The sequence below is a fragment of the Rhodococcus sp. 5G237 genome, assembly GCF_053764735.1.
Genome location: NZ_JBSNCD010000001.1, coordinates 91,259 through 106,512, shown reverse-complemented (window position 1 = coordinate 106,512; position 15,254 = coordinate 91,259). Strand labels below are relative to the sequence as shown.

Below are 15,254 nucleotides of genomic sequence, written 5' to 3'. Positions count from 1 at the left end.
CTGCTCCGGTCTGTGAGGGGAGTCACAAGCTGATTCGGGGAGAAAAGTGGCCTCACCGGAGGGACTGGCGCCTCCGGTGAGGCCGAGCGAGGGGCGGTCAGCCCAGATCGCCTCCGGCGACGGGGAGAACCGTGCCGGTGATGTAGGAGGCCTCCTCGGAGGCCAGGAAACAGATCGCGGCGGCCTGCTCGTCGAGCGTGCCGTACCGCTTGAGCAGGGAGGAATCGACGGTCTGGTCCACGATCTGCTGGTACCAGGCCTTCTCCTGCTCGGACTGCGGCGACGGACCGCGCGCGATCCGCCGCTCGGGAGCGACGGTGCCACCCGGTGCGGTCGCCACCACGCGGACCCCGTAGGGGGCGAGTTCGAGAGCCAACGACGCGGTGATCGCGTTGACCCCACCCTTCGCCGCCGAATACGGCACGCGGTTGACGCCGCGGGTCGCGACCGACGAGACGTTCACGATCGTGCCGGCGCGTCGCTCGATCAGATGGGGAGCGGCGGCGCGGCACGTCCACAGGGTGGGGAACAGCGACCGCCGGATCTCCTTCTCGATCTCCTCCGGCGCATAGTGCTCGTACGGCTTGGCCCAGATCGTGCCGCCGACGACGTTGATCAGCACATCGATGCGGCCGGTGGTGCGGACGGCGTGGGAGATCGCCTCCTCTGCGCCCTCGAAGGTCTCGAGATCCGCCGTCACCGAATGCGCCTTGCCGCCGGCCTCGCGCAGCTGCTCGGCCACCTCGTGGACGAGGTCCGCGCGGTCGACGAGCACGACCTCACCGCCCTCGGCGGCGATGCGGGTCGCCACCGTGAGACCGATGCCCTGCGCGGCGCCGGTGATCGTCAGGCACCGGCCGTCGAACCGGCCCGGGAAGATCTTCGTCTCGGTCATGAAGAGGCACCTGCCGGGGCGCCGCTGGCGATGGCGCGGCGCATCGTCTCCTTGGCGTGCTGCGAGTGGACGACGATCAGGTCGCGCGCGGCGGCCTTGTCGCCCTTCTCGAACGCCTCGACGATCTTCATGTGCTCGTCGACGATGTGCTCCTCGACCCACTGCGCGTCGCGCAGAACCTGCTTCATCAGCCGGGTCACCTCGAGCTTGTTGTAGGCCTCGAGCAGGACCGGGTTGGTGCAGCAACGGAAGAGGAACTCGTGGAAGGCCGCGTTGGTGTCGGTGAACGCCGCGGCGTCGGTGAAGTGATCACCCTCCACCGAGGCGCCGGACGCCTCGGCCAGGATGCGGAACTCGACGAGTTGCTCGGGGGTGAGCCGGCCGATCGTCAGTTCGACGACGCCGAGTTCGAGAGCCATACGGGCATCGAACTGTTCGTCGGACTCGGCGACGGGCGGATGCTCCTCACCGATTTCGTAGTTGCCGGGCTCGGGGTTCTCGAGCACCACCGGACGGCCGGTCTCGGCGGCAGCCTTCTCGGCAGCGGCCTTCTCCGCGTCCGTCGCCACCGGGGCGGTTGCCCCGCCCGGGGTCGCGGACGTGTTGAACTTCTCGAAGTAGAAGTTCGTCGGATTGATGCCGTTGTCCGACAGGTGGTTACGAACTGCCTCCACCATCGGCGGCGGACCGCACAGGTAGATGTCGACATCGCCGTCGTTGAGATGCGACGGCTCGAACAGGCCCGTCACGTATCCCTTGTTGGGAGCGGACGACGACTCGTCGGCCACGCAATAGTCGAACGTGAAGTTCGGAAGCTTCTTCGTGTACTCCTCGAGCTTGTCGAGTTCGACGAGGTCGTGATCGAAGGTGACGCCATAGATCAGGTGCACCGGATGGTCGGAGCCGTCGGCCTCGATCTTCGACAGGATCGACAGCAGCGGCGCCAGGCCGGTGCCGCCGGCGAGCAGCAGCGACGGGCGCTTGCGCTCGCGCAGGAAGAAACTGCCGAACGGGCCGGTGAACTCGAGGGTGTCGCCGACCTGCGCGCGGTCGCGCAGGTACTCGGACATCAGACCGCCCTCGGTGATCTTCACCAGGAACGCGAGCGAATTCTCGTTCGGACCGGTGCTGAACGAGTACGAGCGGGTCGCGGGCTTGCCGGTGCCGTCGTCGCTGCCGGGCACGCCGATGTTGACGTACTGCCCGGGCAGGAACACCAGATCGTCGCGGTTGTCGATCTCGACGGTGAACCCGACGACGCTCTCGGAGAAGCGGCGCAGATCCGTGATGGTCGCGGTGTACGACGCAGCCGCGGTCTTCGCGACATCGGAGGTGCTCGCGATCTGCACCACCAGATCGGATTCCGGCATCATCTGGCACGGCAGGCAGTAACCCTGCTCGGCCTCTTCGTCGGTGAGGGCGTCCTCGATGTAGTCGCCGCCGTCGTAGCTGCCCGATTCGCAGAAGGCCTTGCAGGTTCCGCACGCGCCGTCACGGCAGTCGAGCGGAATGTTGATGCGTGCCTTGTACGAGGCGTCGGCGACGGTCTCGTTCGGGTTGACCTTGATGAAGCGGGTGACCCCGTCCTCGAAGCTCAATGCCACCTGGTAAGCCATGGCACGTGCCTCCTTTCGTGATCGGGGTGGAACTAGACGACGTAGACGTCGACGATGTGGTGGATGTAGTCGTTCTTCAGGACGATCTTCTTCTTCTTGATCACCGGCTGTGCGCCCGAGACGTCGAGGGTGAGGAAGGTGGTCCCGAAGTAGGTGTCGGTGGTGTTGTAGCGGAAGTACAACGAGAACCAGTTGTGCCGCAGGTCGATCTCGGTGCCACGACGCTCGAGGATCTCGACGTTCGTGATGTTGTGTCCCGTACGCGGTTCGGGCAACGAGGTCGCCGACGAACGGTCGGTCCGGATGCGGAACACCCGGTCCTCGAGGCCACCACGGTTCGGGTAGTAGATCAGCGAGATCTCGGTCTGCGGGTTCTCGGTGAGAGCACCGGCGTCGTCCCAGGCCGGCATCCAGTACTCGGCGTCGGGGTGGTAGCACTCGAGCCACTGCTCGAACTCGCGGTCGTCGAGCAACCGGGCCTCGCGGTAGAGGAACTGTTCGATGTCGGTCTGCGTGAATTCGCTTACAGCAGTCATGATTCCGGGTCCTCTCAGAGCGCGGACGGGTCGGCGGCGGAGCTCTCGGCGGCGATGGCCTCGCGCATCGTTTCGAGCCAGTAGCCGTGTTGGATCGGGTACAGGCCTTCGTCCTCGGTCTTGACACCGCTCGACAGCACCTTCGTCATCCCGAGATCCTTCGCGACCTCGTCGGGTCCGTTGAGGATGTGGGTCGCGCCACGGCTCATGTCGTTCCAGGGTGCGGCGGTCGCGAGGTAGGTCTTCTGGCAGGAGCGGAACTCCTCGAGATCGTCCGGGGTGGCCATGCCGGTCGCGTTGAAGAAGTCCTCGTACTGACGGATCCGGTTGGCGCGGGACTCGGCGCTCTCACCCTTCGGTGCGATGCAGTAGATCGTCACCTCGGTCTTGTCCACGGAGATCGGGCGGAAGTGCCGGATCTGCGAAGAGAACTGGTCCATGATGTACACGTTCGGGTACAGGCACAGGTTGCGCGAGGCCCCGACCATGAACTCGGCCTTCTTCTCGCCGAACTCCTTCGCCAGCTCGTCCTTGCGCGGGTACAGCGGACGGTCCTCGGGGTTGCCCCACCACATCCACAGCAGCAGATGACCGTGGTCGAACGAGTAGTAGCCGCCGCCCTGCTTGCCCCACGTGCCGGCATCCATCGCCTTGGTCTCGTTGCTGGACTCACCGGCGGTGCGACGCGCGGTGGTCGCCGCGTAGTTCCAGTGGGTGGCCGAGACGTGGTAGCCGTCGGCACCGTTCTCCGCCTGCAGCTTCCAGTTGCCGTCATAGGTGTAGGTGGACGAACCACGCAGCACCTCGAGGCCCTCGGGCGACTGGTCGACCAGCATGTCGATCATCTTCGTGGTGTCGCCGAGGTGATCCTCGAGCGACTTGACGTCGGGATTCAGGCTGCCGAACAGGAAACCGCGGTAGCTCTCGAAACGAGCGACCTTCCGCAGGTCGTGGCTGCCGTCGGTGTTGAACTGCTCGGGGTAGCCGGCGTCGCGGGGATCCTTGACCTTCAGCAGCTTTCCGTTGTTGCGGAACGTCCAGCCGTGGAAGGGGCACGTGAAGGTGGTGCGGTTGTCGGTCTTGCGACGGCACAGCATCGCACCGCGGTGGCTGCACGCGTTGATCAGGCAGTGCAGCTCGCCTTCCTTGTCGCGGCTGATGACGACGGGCTGGCGGCCGATGTACGTGGTGAAGTAGTCACCGACGTTCGGGACCTGGCTCTCGTGGGCGAGGTACACCCAGTTGCCCTCGAAGATGTGCTTCATCTCGAGTTCGAAGATCTCCTCGTCGGTGAAGACGTCGCGGCGGATCTGGTACCGCCCGGTGCTCGGGTCTTCGACGAGTGCGCCGTCGAGGCGAGTGCGCACGTGCTCCACGATGTCGGTCATGGGATCCTCCAGGTATCGGGCTTCGTTCCCGGGACGGACGGGGCTGTGTCCGACGCGGCCGAGCCTGTACTGAAGATTCGTGGTGACCGGGTTTCCGGTCCGGCTCGACGCGATGTGTCCGGCGATATCTCCACGATGACAGCCTGTGGCTACGGTCACACCAGGCAAATGCCTAGGGATACCTAGGACCCCTGGGTGGAGGGTCGAAAGGCCCTCGGGGGCGGGAGGCGGAAAGACCCTTCGACACGACCGTACCGCTCGAGCGCATCGCGGTGCCGGAGCAGCGCGGACGCACGAGCGGTACGGGGAGACGGCACTCAGCCGGCCGGGGTGAACCGTTCGCGCCGGATGCGTCGCGGCGACATGCGGCGACGCTTGAACGCCTTCACCGATGCTTCCACGAATGCGTCCGATCCACAGATGTAGCCGGTGAACTCCTTCGCGGACGCGACGTCCTCGAGGAATGCGTCGGTGACGTAGCCTTCGCGGTCTCCGCCGCTCTCCCTGCTCACGCAGGTGACGTAGCGGAAGCCGGGATGGCGGGTCTCCAGTTCGCGGAGGAAGTCGGCGTCGTACAGGTCCGCGCAGGTACGGACCCCGTGGTAGAGGAGGATCTGCCGGTCGGGGGCGAGGGAGAGCGCCTGCCGGACGATGGCCTCGAGCGGGGCGAGGCCCGTCCCACCGCCGAGCAGGACGATCGGGCCGGTGCCCTCCGGATCGAAGGTGAAGTCGCCGTACGGGCCGGTGACGGCGACTCGTTCACCCACGTCGATGCGCTCGAAGACCCATTCGCTCGCGATTCCACCGGGTTGCCGGCGGATGTGCAGTTCGAGTTGCTTGGCCTCGGAGGGCGGATTCGCGAGCGAGTACTGCCGGCGGATCTCGGTCCCGGGAACCGTCACCTCCACGTACTGCCCTGCCGAGAACTCGAGTGGTTCGTCGGCGGTGAGCAACACCTTGCGCGTGTCGGCGGCGATGTCGCGCACCTCGGTGACGGTGGCGACGACGTCGCGCAGCACATGCGTGCCGGCGGATTCCTCCGTTGCGGGGGTCTCGAAGACGACGTCGCCGCGCGGTGTGGCCTGGCACGCGAGGACGAATCCGTCCGCGAGTTCGTCGGGGGTGAGTGTCTCCTCCGGCGAGTTCCGATGATCGAGTTCGCCGTCGAGGACCTTGATCTTGCAGGTGCCGCAGGTGCCCTGGTTGCAGGAGTTGGGCATCCAGTTGCCGTTGCGCAGAAACGCTTCCAGCACCGTCCGGCCGGGTTCGCAGGGAACGACGCCGGTGCCCGCGGTCAGTGTGTACGACATGGTCAGATCTCCCACCGGGCGTGCAGGGTCTTCGGGCCGCGGAAACCCCAACCCCAGAACTCGACGTCCTCGGAGGTGTCCCGTTCGAGATTGGGGATGGTCTCGAGCAGTTCTTCGAGACCGATGCGGCTCACGTTGTTCGCGAAGTAGATTCCCGCGCAGGCATGCTTGCCGGCACCGAAGGCGAGGTGCGGGAGCGGCGGACGGGTCAGGTCGTAGCAGCTGGGGGCGTCGAACACGTCGATGTCGTGGTTCGCCGACCCGTAGGACAGCATCACCACCGAACCCTCGTTGATCTCGATTCCCGACACGACGGTGTCACGCTTGGCGATACGTGCGGTGCCGGACCAGATCGGCGAGGTCCAGCGCATCCCTTCGGAGATCGCGCGGGGGATGAGTCCCGGCTCGTCCACCACGGCCTCGAACTGTTCGGGGCGGGTGAACAGGCCGGCCAGAGTGGAACTCATGGCGTGTCCCGGTTCCTGCATGGCACCGAGGAGGAAGACGTACAGCGTCGGGTAGATGTAGTCGCGATCCCGCGTCTGTCCCTCGGGCATCCCGTCGTGCAGCCAGTGCGAGATGGCGCTGTCGTCGGGATGCTCGATCCAGTGGTCGATCAGCGGATCGACGACGGAGCGGATCTCGTCCTTGGCGCGGTCGCCCTCGTCGAAACGTTCCTGGCTCAGGAAGTTTCCGTCCTCGTCCATCGCCGCGTTGGTGAACGAATCCGACAGCTTGTGGAACCATTCGCGCAGTTTGTCCGAACTGACATCCTTCAGTCCGAGCAGGTCCCCGAGCGACCGCACGCTCACGGGCTCGCAGAACTGGGCCACGAGATCGGCCCTGCCGTCGGCTTCGAACGCCTCGACGTAGCGTCGTGCGATCGGGCGGACGAGATCTTCGATCCAGCGGTCCACTTCGGCGGGCTGGAGGGCGGGTTCGACCATCGACCGCAGGTCGCGGTGGATATCGCCGTTGACGCCGATGATCGCGGGATGACCGAAGGTGCGGCCACCGGCGGGGGTGATGATGCCGTCGAAGTCGTCGCCGGCCGCGACCGCACGACACGCCTCGGTCGTGGATGCCACATAGGCGCCGAGGACGGGCACGAAAGCGATCGGAGCTTCGGCGCGCAAGCGCTCGTAGACCGGGTACGGATTGCGCTCGAGTTCTTCCATGGTGATCTCGTCGAGCCACGAAAGGGTGCTGGTCATCGGTGTACCTCCGGGTCGGGAGCCGTCCGGCGACGGCCGGACCGTTGTTGACGTGGCCAGGACCATACGAGTCCGCCGACCGACCGGTCGATGCACATTGCGCGGTCCCTGGACGAATCACGCGACTATGTGATCCAGGTCTCGGCAACGGTTAGTCTCGAAGGCGTGAGTGTGCGCGAGATCGAGGACTGGGACGACGCCTCGCGCGTCGTGGCGGACGTGTACTTCCCGCACCGGCTGACGGACCTCGGAAAGGTGGATCGTCCTGAGCTCGAACTGATCTCGGCCGATCTCGGAGGCGTCACGATCGGCCGGATGAGCTGGGGAGCGGAGGTCGCGATCGAATGCGATTATCCCGGTGCCTACGAGGTGAACATTCCGCTGAGCGGGCGGCTCGAATCGCAGGGGCGCTCGGGCACTGTCGTCTCCGAACTCGGCTCGGCGACGGTCTTCCGCGCGGACACCCCGTCGCTCATCACACGGTGGGATGCCGAATGTTCGGTCCTCGGAATCAAGTTCGATCGAGATCATCTCGAACGCGAAGCGGACCGCATTCTCGGTGGTCCGTTGCGGTCGCGCCTCGAACTCCCGGACCGCCTCGATCTGCGAGGCTCGGCGCAGGAATGGCACCGTCTCGTGGCATCGCTGAGCGAGCAGCTCGCCGGGCCGACCCGGCTGCTCACGAATCCTCTCGTGTCGGCCCAGCTCGGCGGTGCGGTCACTGCGGCGTTCGTCCTGGCGGTCGCGCCGGTCGACGAAGTGTCACCGGCACCCCGCCCGGGCATGGTTCGGCGGGTGTTGAACGCTCTGCAGGAGGATCCGGGTCGCGTCTGGACGGCAGCCGACATGGCGGAGATCGCCGGGACGAGCGTGCGCAGGTTGCAGGAGGCATTCTCCGAGTACGTGGGCAGCAGTCCGTCCGCGTGCCTGCGCGACATCCGGCTCGATCGCGCCCACGCGGATCTCGCTGCCGGGGGAACAACGGTGGCAGATGTAGCTTTTCGGTGGGGTTTCAGCCATCCGGGACGTTTCGCCGCCGCCTTCCGGAAGCGGTACGGCGTCACCCCCACGGAGGTCCTGAGGGGGTGAGCGCATGCGGACACGGACGCACGCAGGCGGGTGACGACCTCGTGGTCGTCACCCGCTCGTGCGTCCTCCCCGAACTGCTCAGCCGAACCAGAGGATCGGGGTGGGCCGATCGAACGACAACTCGGGGAAGTCGTCGTCCGCGACCGGCGTCCGCAGCCGCCGCTCGACGTAGTCCAGGCCGTTGCTGAGCATGTACTCGATGCAGGACACCGTGTACCCGACGGGGTCCGTGCGCGTACCGACGATGGGGCGGAACAGATTCGGGAATCCGTGCACCGTCAGGGCATCGCGCTCGAGCGCGGCGCCGTCTCGGCCCTGCAATGTGAGACCGCCGTGTCCGTCGACGACGAACTTCGCTCGGCCGACGACGGTGCCGCCGATGAGGATCTCCCACCGATGGTCGATGTCGTCGTAGCGGACGGCGCTCGCGGTGCCGATCTCGTGGACCGCCAGCCGTAGCTCGTCGCGCAACCGGGCCGAGACCCGCTGGGAGGCGAAGGAGCGTCCGAGGACCACTGCGTCGAATTCCGGTGCAGGGGGATGGGACACGGAGTTCGAAGCGGTCGTGGTCATCTCGGACGCTCCTTCGCGGTGGGTGGATGTTGGGGCCGCGCGCGGGCGGGCAGGGGAACGGAGATCATCCGCCCGCGCGCGGAGTGCGGGTTTCTACTTGTAGAACGCGCTGACGTCGGCGTTGCCGATCAGGTCGGGCACGGTCCAGCCGTCGAGGTCGTATTCGCTCATGAACTGCTCCGCGAAGCCCTTCATGGAGGCGACGTCGCCACGGCTCTCGGCCGCGAACAGCAGCTCGGCCTTGACGTTCTCGTGATTGCCGGCGTAGTTCCGTTCGTACAGCTCGTGACGGCCACCGAACTCGGAGCCGATCGAATCCCACAGCGCCTTCATGACCTTCACGCGGTCGACCGCCTGGATGCCGTCCGAGCCACGGACGTACTTGTCGAGATACGGACGCACGTCGGGGTTCTTGAAGTCGGCGGCGGACGAGGGCAGGTAGATCAGGCCCGAAGCGACGTCCTGTTCGATGATCTCCTTGATGCGGGGGTAGCCCTGCATCGCGAACATCCGGTAGGTGAGGCCGTATTCGAGCTTGGGGATCACGGTGCCGTCGATCCACGGCTCCGGGTTGTTGACCATCGAGTCGGTGAGCGACCAGAACAGGTTGCGCCATCCGATGACCTCGCCGACACGGGTCTGCACGCCCCGGAATCCGCCGGCGCCGGTGGCGTCGAGGGCCTTCATGAGCAGACCGGCGATGAAGTCGAGCTTGACCGCGAGTCGCGTGCAGCCCTGGAGGGTGAAGCGCTGGAGGAAGCCGGAACCACCGAGGAAATTGTTGATCTTGTCGACGTCCCCGTACATGAAGACGTTCTCCCAGGGCACGAGTACCTTGTCGAAGATGAAGATCGCGTCGTTCTCGTCCATCCGCGACGACAGCGGATAGTCGAACGGCGAGCCGACGACGTTCGCGTTCTGCGAGTAGGAGGCGCGCGAGATGAGCTTGATGCCGGGTGCGTCCATCGGCACCGTGCAGATCAGCGCGAATTCCTTCTTCTTGATCGGCAGACCGTAGTGGGCGATGAAGTTGTAGTTCGTGATGGCCGAGCCGGTCGCGACGACCTTGGCGCCGGAGACGATGAGGCCGGCGTCGGTCTCCTTCTCGACCTTCATGAACACGTCGCCGACCTGGTCCGGCGGCAGCTGGCGGTCGACCGGCGGGTTGATGATCGCATGGTTCCAGTACAGGACCTTCTCCTGCGATTCGCGGTACCAGCGCTTCGCGTTGTCCTGGAAAGGCGAGTAGAACTCGTCGTTCGCGCCGAGCGTGCCGAGGAAGGACGCCTTGTAGTCGGGGCTGCGGCCCATCCAGCCGTAGGTCAGTCGCGCCCAGGTGGCGATGGCGTCGCGGTCGGCCCGCAGGTCGTCCGCGGACTTCGGGGTCCGGAAGAACGGCATGGTCACGCCGCCGTTGCCGGTGTCGGTCGGGGTGGTGAGGGTGTTGACGTGCTCGCCGGTGTGCAGGGCGTCGTAGAGACGCGCGGTCATCCGGATCGAGTTGCGGAAGGCCGGATGGTTGGTGAAGTCCTTGACGCGCTCACCGTGCAGGTAGATCTCGCGGCCATCGTCGATGGAGGCGATGTACTCGTCGCCCGTCATGGGCTTCGATGCGAAGTTCTGCTGCTTGTTGGCCGGGGAGTCGGCGGCGACGTTCACCTTCGAACGGTCGAGGGTGTCGGTGGGCCGGGGCTCGGTGGTGGTCATGGAATGTCTCCTTGTCCGGTGGGAGTGAAGTTTCAGGCGTGGGTGGCGAGTGCGTGGAACGGCACGAAACGGGTCTGGGAGTCGAACCAGCCGCTGTGCGGGTCGTCCAGGCAGCCGTTCCACGCAGTCGACGTGCTCGGCGCACCGAGATCGTGGAAAGTGCTGCGGTAGAACAGAAGCGGGTCAGCGGTCTCGTCGAATGTCGCGTCGACGATTTCGCCGATGTAGATGACGTGGTCGCCGCCGTCGTACTCCCGCCAGGGCTTGCAGGACAGCGTCGCGGCGGTACCGGCGAGGATCGGTGCGGTGGGTCCCTGTTCCCACACCGGTTCGGGCGACTGGGGCCGGCCGGCGAAGTGCAGGGCGGTGCCGAGCTGGTCGGCTGCAAGGATGTTGACGGCGAACGGCGCGTCGGACAGGAATCCGCAGGCCTTCGACGTCCGGGTCAGGGTGACCTGGCACAGGCGCGGTTCGAGTGAGATGGCCGTGAACGCGGTGACGGTCGCGCCGTGCGGCTCCCCGTCGCTGTTCGCGCAGGTGATGACGGTGACGCCGCTCGCGAACTGTCCGAAGATGTTGCGGAGTGTGCGCTGATCCATGTCTGCGTCCTCCTGTCCGGTGCGTGTTGATGGACTTCGATTCGATGTGACACAGACCATATGGACGTCGAGAAGCTTGTGCGATCCGGTGAGCGCGGTCACTATCCACCTAGCGCGACGAGTGGGCCGAAGGGCCCTGTTTGCCTGGGGCCGTGTTCCGCATCACACTGGATCGCACGCGCTCGAATCACACGGATGCGCAGGTCGGGACGCCGACGACGAGCTGGAAACGAAGGTGAGGGGCCGATGGCAATGGAGCCGACTCCGGGGCCGGTCGAATGGGAAGAGGTGGAAGAGGTCGTTTCGAATGCCTATTTCGAGCACGACCTGACGCCGCTCGACGACGTCGCGCCCTCGCTCCGGCTCCGCACGCTGCCGCTCGGGCCGATCCGTCTCGCGCGCATCGGCTGGGGAGCGGCGGTGTCGATCCGAAGCGAGCATCCCGGGGCGTACGCGGTGAACATTCCGCTCTCCGGTCGGATCGCCGCCGGAAACGGCGTGGTGTCGGAGGTCGGTCACGCCGCCGTCTTCCGCCCCGACATCGCAGCTCCGGAGCAGAAGTGGACGAACGACTGCGAGATCGTCGGGATCAAGCTCGAACGCGACTATCTGCAGCGCGAGATGTCGCGCATCCTCGCCCGTCCCGATCTGCAGCTTCCGAGCCGGGTGGATCTGACGACCCCGGCGGGGGAGAGTTGGATGACGCTGTTGCGTTCGATTGTGGAACAGCTCAAAGCGGACGAATCGCTGTGGCGGAATCCGCTTGTCGCGGAGCAACTGTCGGGCGCTCTGACCACCTCGTTCATCCTTGCGGTCATGCCGGAGGATGCGGATCCGACCGGAGGTGCGCGTCCGCGCATCATCAAGCGCGTCCTCGATCGGCTGCACGAGGATCCCGCCTCGGCGTGGACCACCGCCGAGATGGCGGAGGTGGCCGGTGTCAGCGTGCGGCGCCTACAGGAGGGATTCCGTGAGTATCTCGGGGTGTGCCCGCGGGACTATCTGCTCGACCTGCGCCTCGAGCGCATCCACGAGGAACTCGCGGTGGGTGACGCGGCAGAACTGTCGGTCACCGATGTGGCGCTCAAATGGGGCATCACCCATACCGGCCGGTTCGCGGCGGCCTACAAGCGCAAGTACGGGGTCGCGCCGTCGGCGACCTTGCGTGGATGAGGTGGGCCGCTCTCAGTGGTGGCGGTAGCCGAGTTCGCTGCTGAGCCGCTCTGCGCAGTCCACCACCCGTTTCGCGGTGAGATCGCGGAACGAGTCGAGAGTGTGCCGGCCGGTCGACGTCGAACATGCGAGCACTCCGACCGCGTGGCCCGTGGGGTCGAAGACGGGCGCGGCGATCGTGATGAGCCCTTCTTCGAGTTCTGCGGCGGTGATCGCGTATCCCCGACTGCGTACCTGGGCGAGCTCGGCGCGCAGGTCGGCCGGGTTGTCGATCGTCGCGCTCGTGAGTCGCTCGAAGTGTGTCCGGTCGAGTACGTGATCCACCTGTTCGCGCGGTGACCAGGCCAGGAGTGCCCGGCCCATCGAGGTGGCGTAGGCGGGGACGCGGGTGCCCACGGACACGTTGATGCTCATGATCCTGCGGACCGGAACGCGCGCCGCGTAGACCACCTCGGTGCCGTCGAGCACGCCGAGCGACGCCGATTCGTTGGCGTATTCCGCGATCTCGACGAGTTTGGGGAGCGCCGAGTCCACGAGGGTATGGGACGCGGTGTAGTGCTGACCGATGCTGAGCACGCGCGGGGTGAGCGACCATCGTGTCCCGCGTGAGGTGACGTAGCCGAGCCTCTGCAGTGTCAGCAGGATGCGTCGAACTGCTGGTCGAGACAGCTCGGTCTTGGCTGCGAGTTCGGCGAGTGAGGGATTGGGGTCCTCGTCGTCGAAAGCGTGCAATACCGCAAAACCGCGTTCGATGCTCTGGATGAAGTCCCGTTCGCTGCTAGGACCATTACCTAGGTCGATGCTCGACATCCCGCCTCCTACCTGCGCACTCGCCTATGGTGCCCGATCCGGTGTTGACAAGCCGTGTGACACCACGCACAGTATGTGGTGTACGCACTGCGAAACACAAGTACGCACAGCGTACCGACCGGTGATCACCGCAGCCCCCGTGTAGCACCGGCCCCGCACTTTCCGATAGTTCAGCCCTTCACGAGGAGAGCCATGACCACCATGGAGAACCCCACCGCTCACGGGTCCGGCAATGCTGCGACCGACAAGTTCAAGTCCGAGCGGGTCACGTCCGATACCTCGGTCGAGCGCGCGTCGGCGATCTACAAAGACCTGCTCGAAGCGCTCGCCGGCATCGTCGACAAGCACCAGGTGACCTACGACGAGTACCGCGTGCTCAAGCAGTGGCTCATCGACGTGGGCGAGTACGGCGAGTGGCCGTTGTGGCTGGACGTCTTCCTCGAGCACGAGATCGAGAAGGTGCACTACAACCGCAAGGGCTTCACCGGCACCAAGGGCTCCATCGAAGGCCCCTACTACGTCCCGGACAGCCCCAAGCTCCCGTCGAAGTGCACGATGCCGATGCGCGAGAAGGACAAGGTCGCACCGCCGCTGATCTTCAAGGGCCAGGTCACCGACCTCGAGGGCAACGGTCTGCCCGGCGCCACCGTCGAGCTGTGGCATGCGGACGAAGAGGGCTACTACTCGCAGTTCGCCCCCGGCATCCCCGAGTGGAACCTGCGCGGCACCGTCGAGGTGGACGAGAACGGCAACTTCGAGATCACCACGCTCAAGCCGGCTCCCTACCAGATCCCGTCCGACGGCCCGACCGGCTGGTTCATCAAGTCCTACGGCGGGCACCCGTGGCGTCCCGCCCACCTGCACCTGATGGTGAAGGCCCCCGGCAAGCGCGCCATCACCACCCAGCTGTACTTCCAGGGCGGCGAGTGGGTCGAGGACGATGTCGCAACGGCCGTCAAGCCCGAGCTCATCCTGGACCCGCAGCCCAACGCCGACGGCATCGCCGAAGTGACCTACAACTTCGTGCTCGACCCGGAAGCGTGATCCGGACCGCGGATGCGGCCTGATCAACCCGAATGAGAGTGCGGTTCGCATCGTGAATGCCGGTGTCCCTCTGGGGCACCGGCATTCATGCTGAATGCGCCGGCGGCCTACCCCCTGTCACACCCCGATCCGATTGTGAGCAATTCCGATGTCCGACCCCGATCTGAAGATCGCCTCCGTCACCACGACGATCATCGACGTACCGCTGATCCGACCCCACAAGTTCGCCACCACCACCGCGGAAGCGCAGCCGATCCTGCTCGTCGCGGTGACCACCGAAGGCGGCGTCACCGGTTACGGTGAGGGCGTCGTGCCGGGCGGACCGTGGTGGGGCGGCGAATCGGTCGAGACGATGCAGCAGATCGTCGACCGCTACATCGGGCCCTACATCATCGGGCGCGGAGTCGACGAGATCAGCGGCGTCATGGTCGATATCGAGCGCATCGTCGCCAACGCGCGATTCGCGAAGGCCGCCGTCGACGTCGCGATGCACGACGCATGGGGACGCGCGCTGGGTGTGCCGGTCGCGTCGCTGCTCGGTGGCGCCTTCCGGACCGGCGTCGACGTGCGGTGGGCGCTCGGCGCCGCGCCCCTCGAAGAGATCGTCGAGGAGGTCACGCACAAGCGTGAGCAGCGCCTGAACTACTCCTTCAAGCTCAAGATGGGTGCGCTCGACCCGGTAGTCGACACCGATCGTGTCGTCAAGATCGTCGAGGCGTTCGGCGGTGAGGTCGGTTTCAGCATCGACGTCAACGCCCGCTGGGACCGCTTCACCGCGCTGCGCCACGTCCCGCAGCTCGTCGACGGCGGTGTCGAGCTCATCGAACAGCCCACTCCCGCAGATCAACTCGACGTGCTCGCCGAGATCAACCGACGCGTCTCGGCGCCGGTGATGGCCGACGAGTCCGTGCAGACCCCGCACGACGCGTACGAGGTGGCCAAGCTGGGTGCCGCCGACGTCGTCGCGCTCAAGACCACCAAGTGCGGCGGATTGCAGCGCAGCAAGCAGGTCGTCGCCGTCGCGAAGGCGGCCGGCCTGCGGTGCCACGGTGCAACCTCCATCGAAGGTCCCATCGGGACCGTCGCGTCCGTCCACTTCGCGTGCGCCGAACCGGGGATCGACTACGGCACCGAACTGTTCGGTCCGCAGCTGTTCGCCGTCGAACTGCTGCAGAAGCCGCTCGACTACTCCGAGGGTCAGGTGCACCTGCCCGAGGGCCCGGGACTCGGCGTCGAACTCGACATGGACGTCGTGAAGAAGTACGCGCGTTCCTGATCCGCGCTCTCGTCAGAACAGAAG

The 15,254-nt window shown here is 66.0% G+C and carries 14 protein-coding genes; 4 read left to right on the top strand and 10 right to left on the bottom strand.

The window, feature by feature from the left end; all coding sequences use genetic code 11:
* Positions 1-97 precede the first annotated feature (97 nt).
* The 6 genes from ACWPOC_RS00505 to ACWPOC_RS00480 all read right to left on the bottom strand — a co-directional run bounded on the left by ACWPOC_RS00505 (position 98) and on the right by ACWPOC_RS00480 (position 6,959).
* Positions 98-895: a 1,6-dihydroxycyclohexa-2,4-diene-1-carboxylate dehydrogenase gene (locus ACWPOC_RS00505; RefSeq protein ID WP_016691752.1), complete on the bottom strand. Its 798-nt coding sequence runs from the start codon at positions 893-895 to the stop codon at positions 98-100.
* Positions 892-2,511, bottom strand: a complete 1,620-nt coding sequence (gene benC / locus ACWPOC_RS00500) for a benzoate 1,2-dioxygenase electron transfer component BenC (protein WP_016691753.1) — start codon at positions 2,509-2,511, stop codon at positions 892-894. Before benC ends, ACWPOC_RS00505 begins: the two co-directional genes overlap by 4 nt.
* 32 nt (positions 2,512-2,543) lie before the next feature.
* Entirely contained in the window at positions 2,544-3,047 is a 504-nt protein-coding gene (benB, locus tag ACWPOC_RS00495; protein ID WP_120280748.1) for a benzoate 1,2-dioxygenase small subunit, read from the bottom strand.
* Between the two features lie 14 nt (positions 3,048-3,061).
* Complete coding sequence (benA, locus tag ACWPOC_RS00490; RefSeq protein ID WP_120280747.1) at positions 3,062-4,435, bottom strand: benzoate 1,2-dioxygenase large subunit; 1,374 nt, start codon at positions 4,433-4,435, stop codon at positions 3,062-3,064.
* A gap of 317 nt (positions 4,436-4,752) precedes the next feature.
* On the bottom strand, positions 4,753-5,745 hold the full coding sequence (locus ACWPOC_RS00485) for a 2Fe-2S iron-sulfur cluster-binding protein (RefSeq protein ID WP_183070602.1): 993 nt from the start codon (positions 5,743-5,745) through the stop codon (positions 4,753-4,755).
* A gap of 2 nt (positions 5,746-5,747) precedes the next feature.
* A complete protein-coding gene (locus tag ACWPOC_RS00480; RefSeq protein ID WP_120280745.1) occupies positions 5,748-6,959 on the bottom strand; it encodes a cytochrome P450 in 1,212 nt (403 codons plus the stop codon).
* A 165-nt stretch (positions 6,960-7,124) separates the two neighbouring features.
* Between ACWPOC_RS00480 and ACWPOC_RS00475 the strand changes: the two genes are divergently transcribed.
* A complete protein-coding gene (locus ACWPOC_RS00475; protein WP_120283768.1) occupies positions 7,125-8,048 on the top strand; it encodes an AraC family transcriptional regulator in 924 nt (307 codons plus the stop codon).
* 78 nt (positions 8,049-8,126) lie between these two features.
* On the opposite strand, the gene ACWPOC_RS00470 is transcribed toward ACWPOC_RS00475, so the two are convergent.
* From ACWPOC_RS00470 to ACWPOC_RS00460, 3 genes are all read right to left on the bottom strand, one after another.
* On the bottom strand, positions 8,127-8,621 hold the full coding sequence (locus ACWPOC_RS00470) for a hypothetical protein (RefSeq protein ID WP_120280744.1): 495 nt from the start codon (positions 8,619-8,621) through the stop codon (positions 8,127-8,129).
* 93 nt (positions 8,622-8,714) lie between these two features.
* On the bottom strand, positions 8,715-10,328 hold the full coding sequence (locus tag ACWPOC_RS00465; RefSeq protein ID WP_120280743.1) for a 4-hydroxyphenylacetate 3-hydroxylase family protein: 1,614 nt from the start codon (positions 10,326-10,328) through the stop codon (positions 8,715-8,717).
* 32 nt (positions 10,329-10,360) lie between these two features.
* Positions 10,361-10,927 (bottom strand): flavin reductase family protein, encoded by a 567-nt coding sequence (locus tag ACWPOC_RS00460; RefSeq protein ID WP_120280742.1) that lies wholly within the window; start codon positions 10,925-10,927, stop codon positions 10,361-10,363.
* A 252-nt stretch (positions 10,928-11,179) separates the two neighbouring features.
* On the opposite strand from ACWPOC_RS00460, the gene ACWPOC_RS00455 reads away from it, so the two are divergent.
* Positions 11,180-12,100 (top strand): AraC family transcriptional regulator, encoded by a 921-nt coding sequence (locus tag ACWPOC_RS00455; protein ID WP_120280741.1) that lies wholly within the window; start codon positions 11,180-11,182, stop codon positions 12,098-12,100.
* Positions 12,101-12,112: 12 nt separating this feature from the next.
* Here the strand turns inward: ACWPOC_RS00455 and ACWPOC_RS00450 are convergent, their stop codons facing one another.
* Positions 12,113-12,910 (bottom strand): IclR family transcriptional regulator domain-containing protein, encoded by a 798-nt coding sequence (locus ACWPOC_RS00450; protein ID WP_037189706.1) that lies wholly within the window; start codon positions 12,908-12,910, stop codon positions 12,113-12,115.
* 192 nt (positions 12,911-13,102) lie between these two features.
* On the opposite strand from ACWPOC_RS00450, the gene catA reads away from it, so the two are divergent.
* On the top strand, positions 13,103-13,954 hold the full coding sequence (gene catA / locus ACWPOC_RS00445) for a catechol 1,2-dioxygenase (RefSeq protein ID WP_016691166.1): 852 nt from the start codon (positions 13,103-13,105) through the stop codon (positions 13,952-13,954).
* 148 nt (positions 13,955-14,102) lie between these two features.
* Positions 14,103-15,230: a muconate/chloromuconate family cycloisomerase gene (locus ACWPOC_RS00440; RefSeq protein WP_016691167.1), complete on the top strand. Its 1,128-nt coding sequence runs from the start codon at positions 14,103-14,105 to the stop codon at positions 15,228-15,230.
* Positions 15,231-15,254: the final 24 nt, after the last annotated feature.